Below are 20,878 nucleotides of genomic sequence, written 5' to 3'. Positions count from 1 at the left end.
TCGCAATTCGAGTTTAGAAATTAATGTGTGTGAATCATTGAGTCAGTTGACAAGTCGACATCTACATTTTCTGGACCGTTGTTAAGCAATGTGTCAAGAAGTTCATTGACTTTCACCGTGGCAATTCTGGTACCGGTGTCACTAAATCCATAGGGTAAGAACAAGGTTTCATTATGGATTAGTCCGCCGCATGAGTAGATTACATTTGGCACATAACCATTTCGCTCTTCTGCGTTTGCCGATAGTAATGGGCGAGACAAACGACCGATTATTTTCGTAGGATCCTCAAGATCGAGCAGAATCGCACCAAGGCAGTATTCGCGCATCGGGCCAGTGCCATGTGTTATTACTATCCAACCTAGGTCAGTTTCTAATGGTGACCCACAATTTCCGATGTGCACGATCTCCCATGGCTGAGTTGCCACCTGAATTGTGGTCGCATCTTGCCAGTGGTATCCATCCTCTGAATAAGCGATTGAATTTGATTCTCGATCCCATCTGGATAGTGCCAGATATTTGCCACTTATTGTTCGCGGAAACAGCGCAACACCCTTATTTGTGATGGCCTTACCCGTGAGGTTTGTTGAAGAATATTTTTGAAAGTCCTCAGTTTCAAACACTCGAGTAGAAACAGATTGACCATCGTAAGCCGTATAAGTGGCAAGGTACTTAGTGGTGAAGTCCGGGTTGGTAAATTTTACCCACCTGGCATCCTCAATTCCTCTACGCTCATCAGGCGAAGTTGGCCAAAGCACTTGCTCGCTTATAGGCGTGCGCTTATCAAAGGTCAGCTCGTAACCGTTTTGCACAATATTCTGAAGCACTGAACGAACATGATCCACTGTTGATTGAGACTGTTGTGCTGGAATTACTTGGGCTAGGGCGACTTCTAAATCCGCTGGCGTGAACTGATTAGGCAACAAGCCCAATACTAAATCTAGTCGTTCTGAATCAAGTCCACTCTCTATCGCGCTTTGCCGAACCACTCGGTTATTTAAGATTGAATTTCGCAGAGCATGGGTGGTTGCGTAATGCGGGCTGGAATCAATCAGGATTTCACCAATGGGGTTGATGATGCCGCTACGAAATACCAAACTAGATATGTGACCTTCGCCAACTGCTCTCACACTCATGATGATGCGCAGGTAGCCCGAACTTAAACCTGATTGATCGGGATGCGCAACAATTGATGGATTGAAATAGGCGGCTGATTCAAATGAATATTCTTGTGTGAAGTAAGCGCCAATTAATAATTTGCGCTCTTGAGAAATAGGTGTGCCTTTGGTGTCAACCCAATTTTCAACAGCGCTGTAATGCGTTAAAAGTTGCCCCTCTAGATCTCGATGCCGATATCCATACTTGGCCAAAGTTGCAGTCAGAGTTTCTTGCACCGCTAATTCTGACAAGCTCAGACACCGGGCGACAACGTCTTTAGCTCTGCTAGTTCCAGCTATTAAGTACTCTTCACCCGGAATGAACAATCGTGCCAGTACTCGGGCTGGATTCGGTCGTAGTAATACACTCGTACGCTCAACTAAAGACATGTTGCCTCATTAACTGGCGTTGGTACTGATCCATCACGGATAGGTAGGCAATTGTCGATTCGGCTCCACGGTTATGGTTACGCCCAGTAGCAGTAAGGCCATCAAAGCCAGCGCCAGTTAGCGGGTCGTACATCATGGTTTTTGAATCATTTGACCCAGAAAACCAGTTTGCACCTCGGGCAATATAAGCCAACCACACCGGGTCGTTAGTCACTTTGTAAGCGGAACTACAGGCATCAACTAGTGCGGCAATTTCAATAGGCTGCTGATCAAAGGTACTTCGTTGTTCGGTTGGTCCGTAGCCGTTTGTTGGCGTTACCGAAAAATGTGAAGCTGCTGATTCAATTTTGAGCAGCCAGCTGAGCAACTCAATACCCAATGTCAAATAAGCCGAATTGTCCAAATGAGTTCCTGCCAAAATTAAGACTTCAGGCAAAATCGCATTGGCATATGTCAAACGCGGTTCTGGCCAGGGCCAATTTTCCTGTGGTGTAGCACTTTGGCTCAGGGCGTCTATTCGATCAGTAGTCGATCGAAGCAATCGCGTTGCTGGCTGATTGTCAGGATCAATCTCAAGTATGGTTGAAGCGCCTAATGATGCGAAAAGCATACTTCGTAAATGCGCACTGCGATTTTGAACGCCTAACTCGAATCGTTGCAAAGCTTCGTAGGCAATGTCCCGGTCTTGGTCATAGGCGAATGCTGCTCCCAACGCCCACAAGGCTCGACCCCAATGATCCGAAACTTCTGGTTCACCGTTCCAGTTGCCAGCGATGTCGCGACGATTGATGAATGCGCCATCGGGACTCTGCGCTTGTCGAAGGAAGTCAAAGTAAATGTGCCGCAGATTCAAGACAATCGAGTCATCTGGCTGATTACGCTCAATTAAGAGCAATGCTCGAGCAACATCATCAACGCAGTAACCGTGGTCCAATCTAGCTTTGTTGTATTTTGCATGTTCAAATATTCCTACGGTGTCAGTGAGCGAAATCAAATGAGAGTAGTTAAGAGCCATTAATTTTGTCTACCCAACTAATTTCTGTCCGGATTTAAGGTCAGATGAATCAGCCAGTCCTGAAAGCACATCTAGGTATCTTCGGCCGACTTCTGGCCACAGAAAGCCAGGTGATTTCCGGCGAAGTCGCGACCGCATAGCATCGGCCCGATTCTTACTAGTCAGAATGGCCCGAATCGCCAAAGCAATACCGATGGCATCCTTTTGATTTACTAATAGACCGGAATTGTCTGAAAGCACTTCGCGCGCATGTGGAAAATTTGTCGCTACTATGGGCACTCCAGCAACGACTGCCTCGACCAACACGCCAGAGGTGACCTGTTCAACCGAATCGTAGGGCAATAAGACGATATCAGCAGTGGCGATTAAATCATCAAGTTCAGGTTCTGTGAGATAGTGGTCGAGAAAAAATACGCTGCCAGTTAGGTTCTGTCGGGCGATGCGATCTCTAAGCCAGTGGCGGTAACTTTCACCACTTCGTTGTTTAACGTGCGGATGAGTTTGGCCAGCAATTATGTATTCAGGTTTGGGGTCTAAATCTGTCAGGATGGCTAACGCATCAATTGCCCACTCGATTCCTTTTCCTGGCCCAATCAAACCCCAAGTGAGAATTCGTGGTCGCTTGACTTGGTTCGCTTGCTCAACCAGTTTGCTGTGAATAGCTCGAGCGCCATGGCCGATTACGTGCACATTGGCGACGTTGGCAGCGTAGTTGGCAATCAACTTCGCTTTACCAGTTTGGGTCATGGTGATCAGGGCATCTGAATTCTTGGCAATATGGTTGAGAATTGTCCGTTGATTCAAAGTTGGTTCAGTTAAAACTGTGTGCAAGACAACCGAGACCGGCACGGACAGCCCATCAATAATGTCAGTGACTTCTTCGCCATCGTTGCCAGCAAAAATACCGAACTCATGCTGAATCAAAACGTGGTCATAACTATTAAGCAATTCACAGGTAGCTGCAAGGTCTTGCTGTCCGTTGTGATCTGCAACTACATTTGCAGGCGATGGTTTGGATTCACCATTAGTTAGCCGCACGATGTCCACCGCTTGGCCGTTTGCCAAGAGTGCTGACTCTAAAGATTTAGCAAATGTTGCTATCCCACATTCCGTTGGTGGATAAGTACTCAGGATGGCAATTTTGCCTAGATTTGGTGTGGATGTTTCGCGGGTTCTGTTAACTAGGCTCTGTGTCATAAGACGAAGTTATTTACCAGAATTCACCAATCAATCACAGTTTGCTCACGAAAGACTTACAGTAAGTGCCTACTTGGAAAGTTTGTAGAGACCGGAGCCGATTATTTGTTGGTCACCGTTTCTTCTTTGCAAAACCTTGGCCCAACTAAATTGTTTGATTCCGCAGATCTCGATTGACTGCCGAAACGACTGCTTTAAGAGACGCAGTAACAATTGACGAGTCGATGCCTACTCCCCAAAGAGTTCGACCAGAAATTGAACACTCTAGATAGGCAGCTGCTTGGGCATCGCCACCGGCGCTCATTGCATGCTCGTGGTAATCCAGAACTTTTACATCAACGCCTACTTTGCTTAACGCATCACAGAATGCTGCAATCGGACCATTGCCCGTGCCCTCAGCTTCAACAACTCCCACCAATGACTCGGTGTCGCTCATGCCAATTTTTACTCGGGTATCGCCATCCACATCACTATCGACGGCGACAGTCTTGAGTTTGAACCGACCCCAAGGAGCTGCACTGCTCGGCAAGTACTCATCAAGGAAAACGTTCCACATATCCTGAGGGGAAACCTCGCCGCCTTCAGTGTCGGTAACTTTTTGAATGACCTGACTAAATTCGATCTGTAAACGCCTTGGTAGCTCTAGGTTGTGTTCGGTGCGCATGATGTAGGCGACCCCACCTTTACCCGACTGTGAATTCACGCGAATTACCGCTTCGTAACTACGACCGACATCTTTGGGATCAATTGGCAAATAAGGAACTGCCCAAGTGATGTCCTCAATATTCTTGCCAGCGGCCTGCGCAGTCTTCTGCATTGCAGCAAGACCCTTATTGATTGCATCTTGATGCGAACCAGAAAATGCGGTGTAAACCAAGTCGCCACCATACGGATGGCGTTCAGGCACATTAAGTTGGTTGCAGTATTCAACTGTTCTGCGAATCTCATCAATGTCGCTGAAGTTAATCTCTGGATCTATACCTTGACTAAATAGATTCAAACCCAGTGTCACAAGGCAGACATTGCCTGTGCGCTCGCCATTGCCAAATAGGCAGCCCTCAATGCGGTCTGCGCCTGCGAGGTAGCCCAGTTCAGCCGCGGCTACTGCGGTGCCACGGTCATTATGTGGATGCAGACTCAACACGATTGAGTCTCGATACTTCAGGTTGCGATTCATGTATTCGATGCTGTCGGCGTAAATATTTGGTGTGGCCATCTCGACAGTTGCCGGCAAGTTAATAATGACTTTGCGTTCCGGCGTCGGCTGCCACACATCGTTGACCGCATTGCAAACTTCAATTGCGTAATCGAGTTCGGTTCCCGTGAATGACTCGGGCGAATATTCGAAGTAAATATCTGTGCCAGAAATTTGTTCGGCATACTTTTGACAAAGTCTTGCGCCGGTCACTGCAATTTCCTTGATGCCATCTTTGTCGAGCCCAAACACTACCTTGCGCTGCAATGTTGAAGTCGAGTTGTAAAGATGAACAACTGCCTGCTTAGCGCCTTCAATTGCTTCGAATGTGCGCTCAATCAAATGCTCGCGAGCTTGCGTCAAAACTTGGATAACAACATCGTCAGGAATTAAGTTTTCTTCGATAAGCATCCGGACAAAGTCAAAGTCCAGTTGACTGGCAGAAGGAAAGCCAACCTCAATTTCTTTGTAGCCCATAGACACGAGCAACTCGAACATCCGTCGTTTGCGATCAGGCGTCATTGGGTCGATAAGTGCTTGATTACCATCGCGCAGATCAACCGCGCACCAGCGAGGCGCTTTAGTCATTACCTTGTCTGGCCAGGTGCGATCTGTGAGGTTTACTGGAATAAAGGGCGCGTATCGGGCAAACCTCATTCCAGAAGAATTCTGCGGATTACGTTCATCGTGTTTAGTCATTGGAACTGCTCCAGTTAAATGTAGTGAGTTTTATGGGGACAAAGGCTCGGCACAACAAAAACTCCGCGACGAGTGGACCGACTTTTAGGCCTCGTCGCGGCTGCGAAGGAGCAGGCTCACGTACATTGGTTTTAGGCTATCAGCATTCTGGCATTTGCGAAAAATTCATTTCTAGAATCAGCGGTTTTTCAGTTCTAGCCCGCGACCGATAATCTTGAACGCATGGCACGAGACATCAAACTTGCAGTAATTCCAGGCGACGGCATCGGAACCGAGGTTGTGACTGAAGGACTCAAGGTCCTTTATGCAGTCGCTTCCTTTGCAAACTTGAGCATTAGCACCAATGAATATGACTTAGGTGCTCGTCGTTATCACGCCACTGGCGAGACTTTGCCTGATTCTGTTGTTTCGGAGCTAAAGGGCCATGACGCCATTTTGCTCGGTGCAATTGGCGATCCATCCGTTCCACCAGGAGTGCTTGAGCGCGGAGTTTTGCTACCACTTCGATTCTTACTCGATCATCATGTGAATCTGCGCCCAGTCAAACTTTTCGCTGGAGTGCAATCGCCGCTTGCTGGTAAGGGCCCGAAGGACATCGACTTTGTTGTTTGTCGCGAAGGAACTGAGGGACCGTATGTCGGTGCCGGTGGTTCGTTACGTAAAGGCACGGTACAGGAAGTCGCAACCGAAGTGAGCATCAACACTCGATTTGGTGCCGAGCGCATAATTCGCGACGCCTTCGCTCGCGCAACCAAGCGTCGTGGCAAAGTAACACTGGTTCACAAAACAAACGTCTTGGTTTATGGTGGCGATTTGTGGCAGCGCACGTTCAACGAAGTTGCTGCCGAATTCCCGGAAGTTGAAACCGACTACTGCCATGTTGATGCCGCAAGCATGTTCTTCCTTACTCAGCCCGAGCGATTTGATGTTGTTGTCACCGACAATCTATTTGGCGACATCATTACCGACATTGGCGCAGCAATTGCCGGCGGAATTGGATTGGCAGCTAGTGGCAACATTGACCCGAGTCGCACCAACCCAAGCATGTTCGAGCCAGTTCATGGCAGTGCGCCAGATATCGCGGGCCAGGGTAAAGCAGATCCAACAGCAACAGTTTTGAGTGTTGCAATGCTTCTTGACCACATCGGCGAGACTGCCGCGGCTCAGAAAGTAGAGTCTGCAGTTGCCGCTGACCTAGCCAGCCGAAGCTCCGTTAGGTCTACTAGTGCGATTGGTGACGCATTAGCCACTGCCGTTACTGCCTAAAAACTAGTAGCGTGTACTTATGACTGAAACTGTTCACTCCAATTTAGATGTCGCGGCTGCTGCTGTGGCCGCTTCGGGTGCGCAGGTTTACCCAGTTAATGACCGACTGAGCGCAGTTTCAGAAATTCAGGTAAACCCCAATCCAAATCCAGTTTCTGATCAAGAGCGAGCCAAAATTCTCGAAGATCCCGGCTTTGGTAAGTACTTCACCGACAATATCGTTCGGGCAGTTTGGACCGCCGATGGTGGTTGGCAGCAAGCTCAATTGGTTTCCGGTTCAATGCAGGTTGGTGGATTTGCACTTAACGCGTTGCATTACGGCCAATCAATTTTCGAGGGACTTAAGGCGTACCGACATGCAGATGGTGGAATTTACCTCTTTCGCCCAGAGGCCAATGCTCTCAGATTTCAGCGTTCGGCATTTCGCCTAGCACTTCCACCTGTGCCAACAGATTTATTTCTCGGCTCAATTGAAGCTTTAGTCCGACAGGATCAAGAATGGGTTCCAGAAGGTCCAGAAAAGTCACTTTATTTGCGCCCGCTTGAATTTGGGTCCGAGGATGCACTCGGCGTTCGCCCATCAACTCATGTGACGTATGTTTTGCTAGCCTCGCCCGTTGGAGCGTATTTCCCACAAGGCGTTAAGCCGGTTTCCGTCTGGATTTCAGACGATTTTGTTCGGGCCGCGCCAGGTGGCACGGGTGAGGCTAAGTGTGCTGGCAATTATGCGGCAAGTTTGGTGGCGCAAGCAGAGGCTGCTACGCAAGGTTGCGATCAGGTTGTTTGGCTAGACGCCATCGAGCGCACTTACATTGAAGAAATGGGTGGCATGAACTTGTTCTTCATTTATGGAACTGGTGCTGGAGCAAGAATCGCCACGCCGAAATTGACTGGAACTTTATTGCCAGGAGTTACCCGCGATTCGCTATTGAGTTTGGCCAGTGATTTAGGCTTTCCAGTTTCTGAAGAAGCTATTTCTGTGGCGCAGTGGCGCGAAGGTTGCGCGAGCGGAGAAATATCTGAAACCTTTGCCTGCGGAACAGCTGCTGTGATTACGCCAGTAGGCCGGGTCCAAAGTAAAAACAGCGGCTCCTGGACCATCGCCGATGGTGAGCCCGGAGAAATCACGATGAAACTTCGTCAAGCTTTGGTAGATATTCAAACAGGCAGAGCAGAAGATAAACATAACTGGATGCATCGGGTGGTTTAAGGTGCCGTTATCAGACGACTTCCATGTTTATGACACAACTTTGCGCGATGGAGCTCAGCGCGAAGGAATTACCTACTCGGTTGAGGACAAACTTGCAGTAGCCAAGTTGCTAGATGAATTTGGAGTTGGATTCATTGAAGGCGGTTGGCCAGGTGCGCTGCCTAAAGATACTGAATTTTTTGCCAGAATGGCTGCCGGTGAGGTCGAACTAAAACACGCCAAGCTAGTTGCCTTCGGTGCAACGCGAAAAGCTGGAATAAGCGCAACCGAGGATCCCCAAGTTCAAGCCTTAATTGATTCTCAGGCACCAGTTATCACATTGGTGGCCAAGAGTGACATCTGGCATGTTGAGCAGGCGCTAAAGACTACTCGCGAAGAAAACTTGGCCATGATTTCAGACACGGTTTCTTTGCTTACTTCGCTAGGTCGACGGGTATTCGTTGACTTTGAACACTTCTTTGATGGCTATAAACACGATGCCGATTACGGTGTGGCAGCAGTAATGGCTGCAATTGATGCAGGTGCTGATGTGGCAGTGCTCTGTGACACTAATGGTGGCATGCTGCCAACTGGCATTCACACAATTGTCAAAGATGTTTTGGCCCGAACTGGTGCTCGGCTCGGTATTCACTGTCAGGATGACACAGGCTGCGCAATTGCAAATACGATCGCCGCAATTGAGGCTGGGGCAACTCATGCACAGTGCACCGCCAATGGCTATGGTGAACGAACTGGCAACGCAGATTTATTCTCGGTGGTTGCAAATATTGAATTAAAGCTGGGCGTCGCGGTGCTACCCGAAGGTGCACTTAAAGAAATGGTCCGGGTTTCCCATGCAATTGCTGAAATCGCGAACCTCACCCCTGATACGCACCAGCCGTATGTTGGCATTTCTTCCTTTGCGCATAAAGCTGGACTTCATGCCAGTGCCCTCAAAGTGAATCACGAGCTCTACAACCATATTGACGCTGCAGTGGTTGGCAATGACATGCGAGTTTTGGTTACTGAAATGGCTGGTCGGGCATCGATTGAACTCAAAGGCCGTGAACTTGGTTACGACTTGTCGACAAATCCAGCGGCCATAAGTGAAGTTGTTGAGAAAGTAAAAAATCTTGAGGCACGCGGTTGGTCATTCGAAGCCGCCGATGCATCATTCGAACTATTACTGCAAAGTGCGTTAACGGGAACCGACACGCATAAGTTCACCGTCGATTCTTGGCGGGCCGTAACTGAACAACTCGCTGACGGCTCCGTCGTAAGTGATGCCACAGTAAATGTGCGCTTTGGTGATGAGATCATTAGTGAAACTAGATCTGGAAATGGCCCGGTGAATGCGCTAGACAATGCTTTGCGTTCTGCGCTAATCCAACGATTCCCCGAACTTGCATCACTTGAGCTTGTTGATTACAAGGTCCGAATCTTGGATGGCGGTCAGGGCACTGGAGCGGTCACCCGGGTTTTGATTGAAACGGCCGAAGGCACCAAGCGTTGGAATACCGTAGGAGTCCATGAGAATGTGATTGCGGCATCGTGGCTAGCGCTGGAAGATGCCATCACGTACGGACTTTTGGGCCACCAGAACTAATTCATTAGGTCAACTTGCCCGATAGGGTTAGAACATGCGCTTTGTTCGAGTGATGATTCCTAATACTGAAACCCCGGTTTACGGAGTACTTGAAGGAACCCAGGTCGCACTATTTCGGGGGTTACCATGGGGCGAACCAGATTTTGTTGGGGTAGCCGTTGAGCTTGACGAGCTGAAGGTTTTAGCCCCGACTATTCCGAGCAAAATAATCTGTGTTGGCAAAAATTATGCGGATCATGCCGCAGAAATGAATAGTTCGGTGCCAGAAGAACCGGTGATTTTTCTCAAACCAAACACCAGTGTGATTGCTGATCAAGATTCCATTGTCTTGCCCGAGCAGTCGCAAGAAGTTCACTACGAAGCAGAACTTGCAGTTGTGATTGGTGCGGTTGCCAAAGATGTTCCAGTTGAGCGAGCCGGTGAAGTAATTTTCGGATACACCTGCGCAAATGATGTAACGGCTCGTGACCTGCAGACTAAAGACAAGCAGTGGACTCGGGCCAAGGGCTTCGATACTTTTTGCCCGCTAGGCCCATGGATTGAAACCGAACTCGATCCAGACACGTTGGCTATCACCTGCGAAGTAAATGATGAAGTGAAGCAGAGTAGCAACACCAAAGAGATGATCCGAGGTGTTTACGAAATGGTTTCTTGGATTTCGAAGGTCATGACCTTAATCCCGGGTGATGTAATTTTGACTGGCACACCTGCTGGCGTTGGCCCAATTGTCGCTGGCGATAGTGTGAGTGTGACCATTCAAGGAATCGGAACGCTGACCAATCCAGTAGTTGCCCGCAACTGATAGGAAATATTTGTGACTAAGGTAAGAGTTCGATTTTGCCCTTCGCCAACTGGTAATCCGCATGTTGGTATGGTGCGCACCGCACTTTTCAACTGGGCTTATGCTCGCCACACTGGCGGAACTTTTGTCTTTCGAATTGAAGATACCGATTCAGCACGCGATAGTGAACAGTCCTACCAAGACCTTTTAGATTCATTGCGGTGGCTTGGTTTGGACTGGGATGAAGGACCTGAAGTTGGTGGTCCATTTGCACCGTATCGGCAGTCGCAGCGCATGGATATTTACGCCGATGTCGCACATAAGTTAGTTGCGGGTGGCTATGCATACCGTTGCTACTGTTCTCCGCAAGAACTTGAAGAACGGCGCGAACAAGCAAAAGCGGCCAACAAGACTCCGGGTTACGATGGCAAATGTCGCACACTCACCGCTCAGGATCAAGCTAAATTCCAGGAACAAGGCCGAAGTGCAGTTGTCCGCTTCCGAATGCCCGATACCGACTTCACTTGGATTGACTTAGTTCGTGGCGAAGTCACTTTTGCTGCTGAACATGTTCCTGATTACGTCATTGTTCGAGCAACTGGTGAGCCACTTTACACATTGGTTAATCCAGTAGATGACGTGCTTATGGAAATAACACATGTGCTTCGCGGCGAGGATTTATTGAGTTCGACGCCAAGGCAGCTCGCACTATTTGATGCGCTAGCTGCACTTGGCATCGCAAAGGGTGAACGCCCACAGTATGGACACTTGCCGTATGTGATGGGTGAAGGCAATAAGAAATTATCTAAGCGTGATCCAGAGTCAAGCTTGTTGATGTATCGCACAGAAGGCTATCTTCCCGAGGGACTTATTAATTACCTAGCGTTGCTGGGCTGGTCGTTTGGTGAGGATCGCGAGTTCTTTTCCAAAGAAGAGATGGCAGACGTTTTTGAAGTAAGTCGGGTCAATGCCAATCCAGCCCGATTTGATTTGCGAAAGTGCACAGCAATTAATGGCGAGTGGATGCGAGCAATAGCGCCAGAAGATTTGGCCGCTCGCTTGGTTCCATATTTAAAGCAGGCCGGGGTCTTCTTAACTGATCCAACTAGCGATCAACTAGACACTTTGGCCAAGGCAATTCCGCTAGTGCAAGAGCGGATGGAAACCCTTCGTCAGGGCGTAGGCATGCTTGGCTTTCTGTATTACGACGAACCGGGAAGTCCCGCTTTCGCAGTTGATCCAGAGGAAGCTGAAAAAGTTTTAACCGCCGAGGCACAGCCAGTACTTCATGCCGCACAACAAGCACTTGAACAAATTACGCTGTGGAATACCGAAAATATCGAACAGGCATTGCGGGTTGCCTTAATTGAAAAACTTGGATTAAAACCCAAGTTTGCATTCGGCCCAGTACGTGTCGCCGTGACAGGACGCAGGGTCTCACCACCACTTTTTGAGTCACTGGAACTTCTGGGTAAAGATCGGGCTCTTGCCCGCATCGGTCAGGCAGTCAGTGACTAATTTCGCACCTACTATCTCTCTCAGGTAGACTCACTAAGTCGCTAGACCAAAGCCCATGGGGTATGGGGTAATTGGCAGCCCAACTGATTCTGGTTCAGTTAGTCTTGGTTCGAGTCCAGGTACCCCAGCCCTTGGTGAGGATGGCGATGCACGCTAGGGCCCCGTTGTGTAGTGGCCTAGCACGCCGCCCTCTCAAGGCGGTAGCGCGGGTTCGAATCCCGTCGGGGCTACGAAATTCCGAATCTATTCTGGAATTTTGATTGAAGGAGTTTGAATTGGGTCGCACACTTGCTGAAAAGGTTTGGAATGACCATGTGGTCCGAAAGGCTGAGGGCGAACCCGACTTACTTTTCATCGACCTTCATTTAGTACACGAAGTCACAAGTCCACAGGCTTTTGATGGCCTTCGAGCCGCTGGTCGTCCGGTGCACCGACCCGACCTCACCTTAGCTACTGAAGATCACAATGTGCCAACGGCAGACATCTTGCTTCCGATAGCCGATCCAGTAAGTCGGGCGCAGGTTGATGCCCTTCGCAAAAACTGCGCTGAATTTGGAGTGCCAATATTCTCACTTGGAAACAAGGAGCAGGGAATTGTGCATGTGGTTGGCCCGCAACTAGGTTTAACTCAGCCGGGTATGACAATCGTCTGTGGCGACTCACACACTTCAACACACGGCGCATTTGGCGCCTTAGCTTTTGGGATCGGCACAAGCGAAGTTGAGCATGTTTTAGCAACCCAGACTTTGCCGCTAAAGCCGTTTAAGACCATGGCAATTACCGTAAACGGATTGTTGCCAGCAGATGTCACAGCAAAAGATCTGATTCTGGCCATCATTGCCAAAATTGGAACTGGCGGTGGACAAGGTTACGTAATTGAGTACCGCGGTGAAGCGATTCGGGCCCTATCAATGGAAGCTCGAATGACTATTTGCAATATGAGTATTGAAGCCGGTGCTCGCGCAGGCATGATTGCGCCAGATGAAACAACCTTCGATTACATCAAGGGTCGAGAGCATGCTCCATCAGGCGCAGATTGGGATGCTGCTGTTGAATACTGGCGGACATTGCCATCTGATGCTGATGCCCGTTACGACGCAGAAGTCCTTATTGATGCCACTGCCTTGAGTCCATTTGTTACTTGGGGAACAAATCCAGGGCAAGGCGTCCCACTGTCTAGCGTTGTTCCATCACCAGAAGATTTCGATAGTGAGACTGAAAAAGCAGCAGCAATAAAAGCGCTTGATTACATGGCTCTCACCCCAGGAACTCCAATCAAAGACATCAAGATTGATACCGTATTCCTCGGTTCCTGCACCAATGGGCGCATTGAAGATTTGCGGGCCGCGGCCGCAATCATCAGAGGCCATAAAGTGGCTGAAGGTGTGCGCATGATGATAGTTCCAGGTTCAGTGAAGGTTCGCCTAGCTGCCATGGAAGAGGGGCTAGACAAGATTTTCATTGAAGCTGGTGCCGATTGGCGTGAAGCGGGTTGTTCAATGTGTTTGGGCATGAACCCCGACAAGCTGGTACCGGGCGAACGCAGTGCCTCAACTTCAAATCGCAACTTTGAAGGTCGTCAAGGTCCAGGCGGTCGCACTCATCTGGTTTCACCACAAGTGGCAGCTGCTACTGCACTTCGCGGCACGCTTTCTTCGCCAGCAGACCTCGAAGTTAAGGTTGGTTAATTCCATGGACAAGTTCACAGTTCACTCTGGCATTGCAGCACCGCTACGAGCAAGCAATGTTGACACCGATCAAATCATTCCAGCCGAGTACTTAAAGCGAATCACTCGCCACGGTTTTGAAGACGGCTTATTTGCTGCGTGGCGCAAGGATTCAGCATTTGTTCTTAATCAACCGCAATACGCCAATGCAACCATCTTGGTCGCAGGTCCAGATTTTGGAACGGGTTCTAGTCGAGAACATGCAGTATGGGCGCTGATGGACTACGGATTCAAGGTGGTTATCTCCTCGCGCTTTGCAGATATTTTCCGTGGCAACTCAGGTAAGCAAGGCTTGCTCACAGCAGTAGTTGAGCAGGATGTCGTTGAACGCTTGTGGGAACTGGTAGAGGCAAATCCAGAAACTCACGTAACAGTAGATTTAGAAAAGTCAATGGTTACCGCTGGAGACATTTCGGCAAAATTCGAAGTTGATAGCTATGTGCGCTGGCGGTTACTTGAAGGCTTAGATGATGTAGGACTAACTATGCGCCATGTCGATCAGATTGCCGACTTCGAAACAAAGCGCCCAGCCTTCAAGCCCACAACTAGCTCCTAAGCAACTAAATGGTGGCCATAACCATTCTCGGTGAAGTCGTTTTGGACTGTGTCATGAGCGATGGGGCCATCCAGAAGGTGCCTGGCGGTTGTGCCGCCAACCAAGCTCTAGCCCTTGCCAGGTTTGGCGCGCAAGTAGATTTGCGGGCGCGGTATTCGGTCGATGAAAATGGGCAATTCTTAAAATCATTCATTGCTTCACAAGGAGTATCGGTGGCTAACAGTATTGATGCCACCCAACCAGCATTAGTAATAACCATCACCAAGGATGAAACTGGCCATCCAACCTTCAACTATGGCGAGTTACTTTCCTGCGCTGATTGGCATTGGACCGCAGATGAAATTTCTCTTCCACTTCCAAAAAATTGCGATGGCATCATGACTGGTTCAATGGCCAGCGTTTTTCCGCCAGGGGCGCAGGTCTTGCTGGACTGGGCGACTCAAAAGAAAGAACAAGGGTTGCCAATTTTTTACGACTTAAATGTTAGATCTGGCGCTTTTGCTGAACTTGATGAAGCTAAGCTCCGACTGACTTACTCAACGTGGATTGATATTGCCACCGTAATAAAAGTGTCGGACGAAGATCTGCTGTGGTGGGCGCCAGGAGCCACCGCCACCCAGGCAGCTAAAGAGTTAAGTCTGCGGGGGCCAGATCTGGTAGCACTGACCCAAGGTGCTAGCGGAGTCACAATTTTCGCCAGTGGTGAGAACTTATTCTCGATTGCCGCACCTAAAATCAAGGTTTCAGATACGGTCGGCGCAGGTGACACCTTTTTCGGTTGGCTAGCCGGTGGATTGTTGGAACTTCCACCCGAACTGCGCAATGATCGAACACTGCTTTACTCAGTAGTTCACGATGCGGTATTTGCTTCGGCATACAACTGCACTCAAGCTGGGTGTAATCCACCAACTGCCCAGCAACTAGCAGAATTTATCGCTTAGTCGTTAGGTTTTGCCCGACTGAGGATTTGCAGGAGACTGTCCAAAATCGGCAGAAAACGGTCTAAATTGCCCAAAAATCCCGAAAGTTGGCGATTTTTATCGTTTTTTACGGCGTGTTGCTGCTAAAACCCTTGTGTTTGGTGCGTAAAGTCATTCTTGAACCGGGCGGGGAAGTCCGGTTCAAGCAAGACATCGCCGGCTCCCGTCGGGGATGACCCACAAAATCGGGGCCAGGGCCTCGGGTAACTATGGAGGTTCCACGTGAACAAGGCAGAACTTATTGATGCAGTAGCAGCAGCAGCTGACATCAGCAAGAAGGATGCTACCGCAGCAGTTGACGCTGTATTCGGAAGCATCACCAATGCAGTTGCTAAAGGTGACAAGGTTTCACTCACCGGCTTCGGCATCTTTGAGAAGTCAGACCGCGCAGCTCGCACAGGTCGCAATCCGCAGACTGGCGCTACCGTCCAGATTGCAGCAACCTCAGTGCCAAAGTTCCGCGCAGGCGCAGAATTCAAGAAGAAGGTTTCAGGTAAGTAAAGCGACCTATTTAATCGGGCTCGTAGGGGTAACCCTGCGAGCCCGATTACTTTAGGTATGCAAGGATTTCACTATGAGTAAAACAAAACCACAGTCCAAGCCTGGTGCTTGGTATCAGGTTGTTAAAGCTCTATTGCGACCTCCACTGCAATTACTCACTAAGCGCGACTGGCGTGGTGGCGAAAATCTGCAGCGCCCAGGTGGCGCCATTTTGGCCATGAACCACCTTTCTTGGTTTGACCCATTTGCGGCAGCGCACTTTTGCAATGATCAGGGCCGGCCGGTTCGATTTTTAGCCAAAGCGGAAATTTTCAAAATCCCAGTAATTGGCAAGATTCTAAAAAGTGCCGGTCAAATTCCAGTGCATCGTGGCTCGGTTGATGCTGCATCATCATTGCACTCGGCTATCGCGGCAGTTAATCAAGGTGAGTGCATCATCATTTACCCAGAAGGCACGTTGACTCGCGATCCAAATCTTTGGCCAATGACGGCCAAAAATGGTGTAGCTCGAATCGCTTTGGCTACTCGAGCGCCAGTTATTCCAGCAGCGCAATGGGGGCCCGAGAAAGTCCTTGCTCCGCAGGGTGGAAAGCTTCCGAAATTTTTTCCAAGAAAGACCATGCGCATCCTTGCTGGTCCACCTGTTGATTTATCTGATCTACTAGACCAGCCAGTGACTGCTGAAAATCTCAAGCTGGCAACGGAACGAATCATGGCAGCAATCACCGAGTTGCTTTCCGAACTGCGAAATGAGCCACCTCCCACAACAGTCTTTGACCGACGCGTAGCCTTGAACAAGAAACCTTCCGACGAAAAGGGCGAGGCCTAAATGCAAGTTGCCGTAATGGGTGCTGGTTCTTGGGGAACCGTATTTTCCATGATCTTGGCGGACGCTGGCTGCGATGTGGTGCTCTGGACCCGGTCTGCTGAAATCGTAAGTGAAGTGAACGAGCAGCGAACGAATGCTCTCTATCATCCCGGACTTGTGTTGCCGCAGAATATTTGCGCAACTGATGTGCCAAGTGAGGCTTTGAAAAATGCTGAGCTTGTAGTCATTGCGTTACCTTCGCCAACTCTGCGGTCAAACCTAGAAGAGTGGGGCTCACTCATTCCAAGTGATGCGGTCGCAGTCTCGCTGATCAAAGGCATTGAACTTGGCACCTCTAAGCGCATGAGTGAAGTGATTGCTGAAGTTGCGAATATTTCAGTAGATCGCATTGCCGTAGTTTCTGGACCAAATCTGGCTCATGAAATTGCTGCTCGTGAGCCTGCAGCAACCACTGTTGCCTGTGTGAATGAAGACTCTGCTCGTAAAGTCCAAGATGCGTGCACTACAGAATATTTCCGCCCCTACTACACCACTGATGTACTTGGCGTGGAATTAGCTGGCGCACTGAAGAATGTTATTGCACTGGCAAATGGCATGGCAGTTGGATTGGGCTACGGCGAGAACTCGCAAGCGGCAATTATGACACGTGGCTTGGCCGAACTATCTCGACTAGGCGTAGCCCTAGGTGCACACGCTTACACTTTCTCTGGATTATCTGGCGTTGGTGACCTGATTGCTACCTGCCAGTCGCCGCTCTCGCGCAACCGTACCATCGGAGTTTACCTAGGTGAAGGCATGACCATCGAAGAAGCCGAGATTGCAACTAAGACCACTTCTGAAGGTGTTAAGAGTTGTGGTCCGCTACTGGAACTAGCTAAACGATACAAAGTGGACATGCCAATTACTGAACAGGTAGTGAATGTGATTCACCACGGCAAGAGTCCATCTGAAGTGTTGCAAGCCTTTATGGCTCGTTCAACTCGGTCCGAGACCGGCCATAAAGAACACGAATAATCAAACCGCACAGAAGTAGTTAGCTAGTTATGTACGCTGTAATTATGAAGCGCTCACTCGGTTTAATGACATTACTAGTCATTGCTATTTCCTGTCTGGGGCCGGCTAACAGTCAGGCCAAAACCGAAAGTCCGTGCAAGCGCATGGGTAAAAGCGTAAAAGTTGGAAAAGTTTCCGTGCCAACCTGTACCAAGTTTTATCCATCAAAGCCGGCAATCAATTTTCCTTCGGATAGCAAAACTGCAAAATACGGAATCGTAATTGTTGGCGAGTCAGGCTCTGATTCTTTAGGGACTTTATTTGATCGCAGGAATAAGCGGACATCCTTTTCAGCGAAATTGGTACCTGCAGGTCTATCCGGCAAGCCTGAGGCAGCGCAGTACATTTTTAAGGCGAAGTTAAAAAAGTCCCGAGTCGTATCTTTAACGCCAGTTCTTTATGTGCCAACTAGCACGATGGTTCAGCCATTTGTTGGGACTCAGTTCCTTGGCAAGGTCAATAATTTCTCACCCGCGGATAGCATAAATGACACTGATTTGATTCGTTGGAAGTTCGATTCTCTGTCAACTGATGGATTGGTTGCTGGAAAATTTCTGAACCTGAAGAATTCAGTAAAAATGAGCCAGATGGTCGAGCCACCAGCTCCGTGTGCTACCTCGTTATCCCAATTGGAAGGTGCAACCGGTTGGTACACCAATCTTCTTGGAACTGACGATGCCATTTATCTGGTTTGGTATCCGGCCATGCATACTCGCATGGATTCAGAGTATGTCGTCAAGATGAATGGTGGGCTCGGAGTTACCTACATGTCTGCTGCGCCAACCATCAACACTTTGCTGATCAAGAAGTTGGACATCACGCTAATCACAACTTGGACAATTCATGGAAATCCCGTGGGAACTCCATACAGTTTTGATACTCAAGGTGTCGGGGGCTTTCCGGCTGGGTTTGTACCGCAAACACCTGCCGATCCCTGTCCATTCCGATAGTCAATTCTTCGCTGATTCGATTGCCGACTAATTCTGGGAAATCCAATTAAACTAGGACCAATCGTCCGTTGAGGCATCCAAATATGGTGCCGGTATCGAGGTAAACCGTGAGAGTGCTGGTCATCGGCGCTGGTGGAGTTGGTAGTGCAGCCACGAAAATTGCACAGCGTCGAAATTTCTTTGAATCTTGGGTCCTTGCTGACTACGACCGGCAACGAGCCGAGACAGTTATTGCAGAACTGAAAGATTCCAGATTTGTGGCGGAGCAAATTGATGCTTCGAATGCCTATGAAGTGAGTTCACTTTGTAAAGCGCACCGAATAACGCATGTGCTAAATGCAGTGGATCCACGTTTTGTAATTTCCATTTTCAATGGAGCATTTTCAGCTAGCGCACATTATTTAGACACCGCAATGAGCTTGTCGAAACCACATCCGACAGATCCCTTCCATCAGACAGGTGTAAAACTTGGCGACGAGCAGTGGGAGCAAACGCAAAAATGGCAAGATGCAGGCTTGCTTGCATTGGTCGGCATCGGGGTAGAACCGGGTCTGGCGAATATTTTTGCAAAGTATGCATCCGACCATCTGTTCAGCGATATTGACGAAATTGGAATTCGAGATGGCTCGAACATAACGGTTTCTGGGTACGAGTTTGCCCCGTCGTTTTCAATTTGGACCACGATTGAGGAGTGTTTGAATCCGCCAATCATCTGGACAAGCAACCAAGGCTGGTTCACTACCGAGCCATTTTCTGAACCTGAAGTCTTTGATTTCCCCGATGGCATTGGACCTGTTGAGTGCGTAAATGTTGAGCATGAAGAAGTGGTGTCAATCCCAAGATTTATCAAGTGCAACAAGGTCACTTTTAAATTTGGCCTTGGAAGTGAATTCATCTCGATTCTGAACACTTTGCATAAATTGGGACTCGATAGCACTGAGCCAGTTACGGTCAACGGCCAAAAAGTTTCACCACGTGATTTAGTTGCTGCCGTTCTGCCAGATCCGGCAAAAATCGGGGACCGGATGTCTGGAAAGACTTGTGCTGGAACTTGGATCACAGGAATTGGCAAGGATGGAAATCCGCGCGAGGTTTATCTGTATCACGTTGCTGACAATGACTGGACGATGCGCGAATATCAAACTCAAGCCGTTGTTTGGCAAACAGCCATCAATCCAGTAATCGCATTGGAGCTTTTGCATCGTGGTGACTGGCAGGGAACAGGAGTATTGAGTCCCGATTACTTTGATGCAGTGCCATTTTTAAACATGATGGATGCTGAATATGGTCAGCCGTTCGGGATGCGTGATTCCTCGGCAAAATCTTGATTTTTCTTGAAAACACAGACCGCAAGAGTGGTGCCACTTCAGGCATTTTTCAATCTATGCGACTAAAGTTACTAGCGATGGCATAAATGGTCATCGCCTAATTCGTTGGCAGAGAAATGGAGTTCCCCGTGTCCTACACCAAACTCGAAATCCTAGAAGAAACCGGATATGTAGTCTTAGACAGTTATGACCAGTCACAGGATCCAAAAGAATGGTTGGATCTAACATTCGTTGACTGGAAGTCATCGGGTGATACCAGGTTTGCTCCGCTCGCATCCGCGTATGGAGACATGGAATGCGATGGCTTTTGGAATCACACTCCACCAAAGACCGACAAAGATGGTGTCTGGGTGCCAGACAATATTGCCGTTGCTCCAATCTTGAAAGCCCGTGCTGAAGAGCCAGGCTCGAATATTGGCCGTTGCCGAGTCATTGAACTTAAGCCAAATGCCTATGCAGACTGCATCTACAACTTGCACATCGACGACAACAACCGTCTTAATCCAGAAGGCACTGGCTGGATTGTTCGTGGCTTCTTTAACTTGACCGACAATCCTGATTCAGTGATGATTCTTCGCGAAGATCGTGACGATCCATCAACTGAAACTCGCATCCCATTGCCAGCTGGCACTCAGGTCATCATTGACACTCAGCGTTTGTGGCATGCAGTGTGGCATCAGGGTGATGCAGTTCGTTACTGCCTCATCACTTCATGGGAATCAGGCGACAATCTAGATGCCTACATCAAGAAGTACCACGGTGTTTCCAAGGTTGAGAACGCGCCACTTGATCAGGCGACGATTGATGCAGCAACTGAAGAAGTTGCTCGTCGTCGTGCCGAGCGCGCCGCTCGTTTAGCCGAGCAGGGCAAAGTGCATGTTGAGGTAATGTCCGAGGCTTAAGTCGTCTCGTAAAATTTGCAGTCGTTTAAGTTGCCGAACTTT

Annotated in this window: 18 protein-coding genes and 2 tRNA genes; 16 read left to right on the top strand and 4 right to left on the bottom strand. The window is 49.0% G+C overall.

The window, feature by feature from the left end; all coding sequences use genetic code 11:
• Nucleotides 1-20: 20 nt before the first annotated feature.
• The 4 genes from EBS36_03640 to leuA all read right to left on the bottom strand — a co-directional run bounded on the left by EBS36_03640 (nucleotide 21) and on the right by leuA (nucleotide 5,608).
• On the bottom strand, nucleotides 21-1,544 hold the full coding sequence (locus EBS36_03640) for a hypothetical protein (protein NBU32246.1): 1,524 nt from the start codon (nucleotides 1,542-1,544) through the stop codon (nucleotides 21-23).
• Nucleotides 1,531-2,559, bottom strand: coding sequence for a glycosyltransferase (locus EBS36_03635; GenBank protein ID NBU32245.1), 1,029 nt, complete (start codon nucleotides 2,557-2,559; stop codon nucleotides 1,531-1,533). Before EBS36_03635 ends, EBS36_03640 begins: the two co-directional genes overlap by 14 nt.
• Nucleotides 2,560-2,568: 9 nt before the next feature.
• Nucleotides 2,569-3,756, bottom strand: a complete 1,188-nt coding sequence (locus EBS36_03630) for a glycosyltransferase (protein ID NBU32244.1) — start codon at nucleotides 3,754-3,756, stop codon at nucleotides 2,569-2,571.
• 145 nt (nucleotides 3,757-3,901) lie between these two features.
• Entirely contained in the window at nucleotides 3,902-5,608 is a 1,707-nt protein-coding gene (leuA, locus tag EBS36_03625) for a 2-isopropylmalate synthase (GenBank protein NBU32243.1), read from the bottom strand.
• Nucleotides 5,609-5,872: 264 nt separating this feature from the next.
• On the opposite strand from leuA, the gene EBS36_03620 reads away from it, so the two are divergent.
• The 16 genes from EBS36_03620 to EBS36_03545 all read left to right on the top strand — a co-directional run bounded on the left by EBS36_03620 (nucleotide 5,873) and on the right by EBS36_03545 (nucleotide 20,836).
• On the top strand, nucleotides 5,873-6,916 hold the full coding sequence (locus EBS36_03620) for a 3-isopropylmalate dehydrogenase (GenBank protein ID NBU32242.1): 1,044 nt from the start codon (nucleotides 5,873-5,875) through the stop codon (nucleotides 6,914-6,916).
• A 19-nt stretch (nucleotides 6,917-6,935) separates the two neighbouring features.
• Entirely contained in the window at nucleotides 6,936-8,126 is a 1,191-nt protein-coding gene (locus EBS36_03615) for a branched-chain amino acid aminotransferase (protein ID NBU32241.1), read from the top strand.
• A complete protein-coding gene (locus tag EBS36_03610) occupies nucleotides 8,113-9,711 on the top strand; it encodes a citramalate synthase (GenBank protein ID NBU32240.1) in 1,599 nt (532 codons plus the stop codon). The genes EBS36_03615 and EBS36_03610 overlap by 14 nt, the downstream gene beginning before the upstream one ends.
• 34 nt (nucleotides 9,712-9,745) lie before the next feature.
• Complete coding sequence (locus EBS36_03605) at nucleotides 9,746-10,513, top strand: FAA hydrolase family protein (GenBank protein NBU32239.1); 768 nt, start codon at nucleotides 9,746-9,748, stop codon at nucleotides 10,511-10,513.
• Nucleotides 10,514-10,519: 6 nt separating this feature from the next.
• Nucleotides 10,520-12,010 carry a glutamate--tRNA ligase gene (locus EBS36_03600; GenBank protein NBU32238.1) on the top strand — a complete coding sequence of 497 codons (1,491 nt, stop codon included), beginning with the start codon at nucleotides 10,520-10,522 and terminating at the stop codon, nucleotides 12,008-12,010.
• A 56-nt stretch (nucleotides 12,011-12,066) separates the two neighbouring features.
• Nucleotides 12,067-12,141: transfer RNA gene (locus EBS36_03595), tRNA-Gln, on the top strand.
• A gap of 26 nt (nucleotides 12,142-12,167) precedes the next feature.
• Nucleotides 12,168-12,243 (top strand) — tRNA-Glu (locus EBS36_03590).
• 42 nt (nucleotides 12,244-12,285) lie between these two features.
• Nucleotides 12,286-13,698: a 3-isopropylmalate dehydratase large subunit gene (gene leuC, locus EBS36_03585; GenBank protein NBU32237.1), complete on the top strand. Its 1,413-nt coding sequence runs from the start codon at nucleotides 12,286-12,288 to the stop codon at nucleotides 13,696-13,698.
• A 4-nt stretch (nucleotides 13,699-13,702) separates the two neighbouring features.
• Nucleotides 13,703-14,293, top strand: coding sequence for a 3-isopropylmalate dehydratase small subunit (gene leuD / locus EBS36_03580; GenBank protein ID NBU32236.1), 591 nt, complete (start codon nucleotides 13,703-13,705; stop codon nucleotides 14,291-14,293).
• A gap of 8 nt (nucleotides 14,294-14,301) precedes the next feature.
• On the top strand, nucleotides 14,302-15,234 hold the full coding sequence (locus EBS36_03575) for a hypothetical protein (protein NBU32235.1): 933 nt from the start codon (nucleotides 14,302-14,304) through the stop codon (nucleotides 15,232-15,234).
• A 261-nt stretch (nucleotides 15,235-15,495) separates the two neighbouring features.
• Complete coding sequence (locus EBS36_03570) at nucleotides 15,496-15,774, top strand: HU family DNA-binding protein (protein ID NBU32234.1); 279 nt, start codon at nucleotides 15,496-15,498, stop codon at nucleotides 15,772-15,774.
• A 73-nt stretch (nucleotides 15,775-15,847) separates the two neighbouring features.
• A complete protein-coding gene (locus tag EBS36_03565) occupies nucleotides 15,848-16,603 on the top strand; it encodes a 1-acyl-sn-glycerol-3-phosphate acyltransferase (protein ID NBU32233.1) in 756 nt (251 codons plus the stop codon).
• Nucleotides 16,604-17,617, top strand: a complete 1,014-nt coding sequence (locus EBS36_03560; protein ID NBU32232.1) for an NAD(P)-dependent glycerol-3-phosphate dehydrogenase — start codon at nucleotides 16,604-16,606, stop codon at nucleotides 17,615-17,617.
• A 29-nt stretch (nucleotides 17,618-17,646) separates the two neighbouring features.
• Complete coding sequence (locus tag EBS36_03555) at nucleotides 17,647-18,606, top strand: hypothetical protein (protein NBU32231.1); 960 nt, start codon at nucleotides 17,647-17,649, stop codon at nucleotides 18,604-18,606.
• Nucleotides 18,607-18,713: 107 nt separating this feature from the next.
• The gene (locus EBS36_03550; protein ID NBU32230.1) at nucleotides 18,714-19,934 is read left to right on the top strand and encodes an ATP-binding protein; all 1,221 of its coding nucleotides are present in this window, start codon (nucleotides 18,714-18,716) and stop codon (nucleotides 19,932-19,934) included.
• Nucleotides 19,935-20,050: 116 nt separating this feature from the next.
• Nucleotides 20,051-20,836: a hypothetical protein gene (locus EBS36_03545; GenBank protein ID NBU32229.1), complete on the top strand. Its 786-nt coding sequence runs from the start codon at nucleotides 20,051-20,053 to the stop codon at nucleotides 20,834-20,836.
• Nucleotides 20,837-20,878: the final 42 nt, after the last annotated feature.

The organism is Actinomycetota bacterium, from assembly GCA_009923495.1.
Classification (GTDB): domain Bacteria; phylum Actinomycetota; class Actinomycetes; order S36-B12; family UBA5976; genus UBA5976.
The sequence above is the reverse complement of the archived record's forward strand: the minus strand, read 5'-3'. Positions and strand labels throughout refer to the sequence as shown.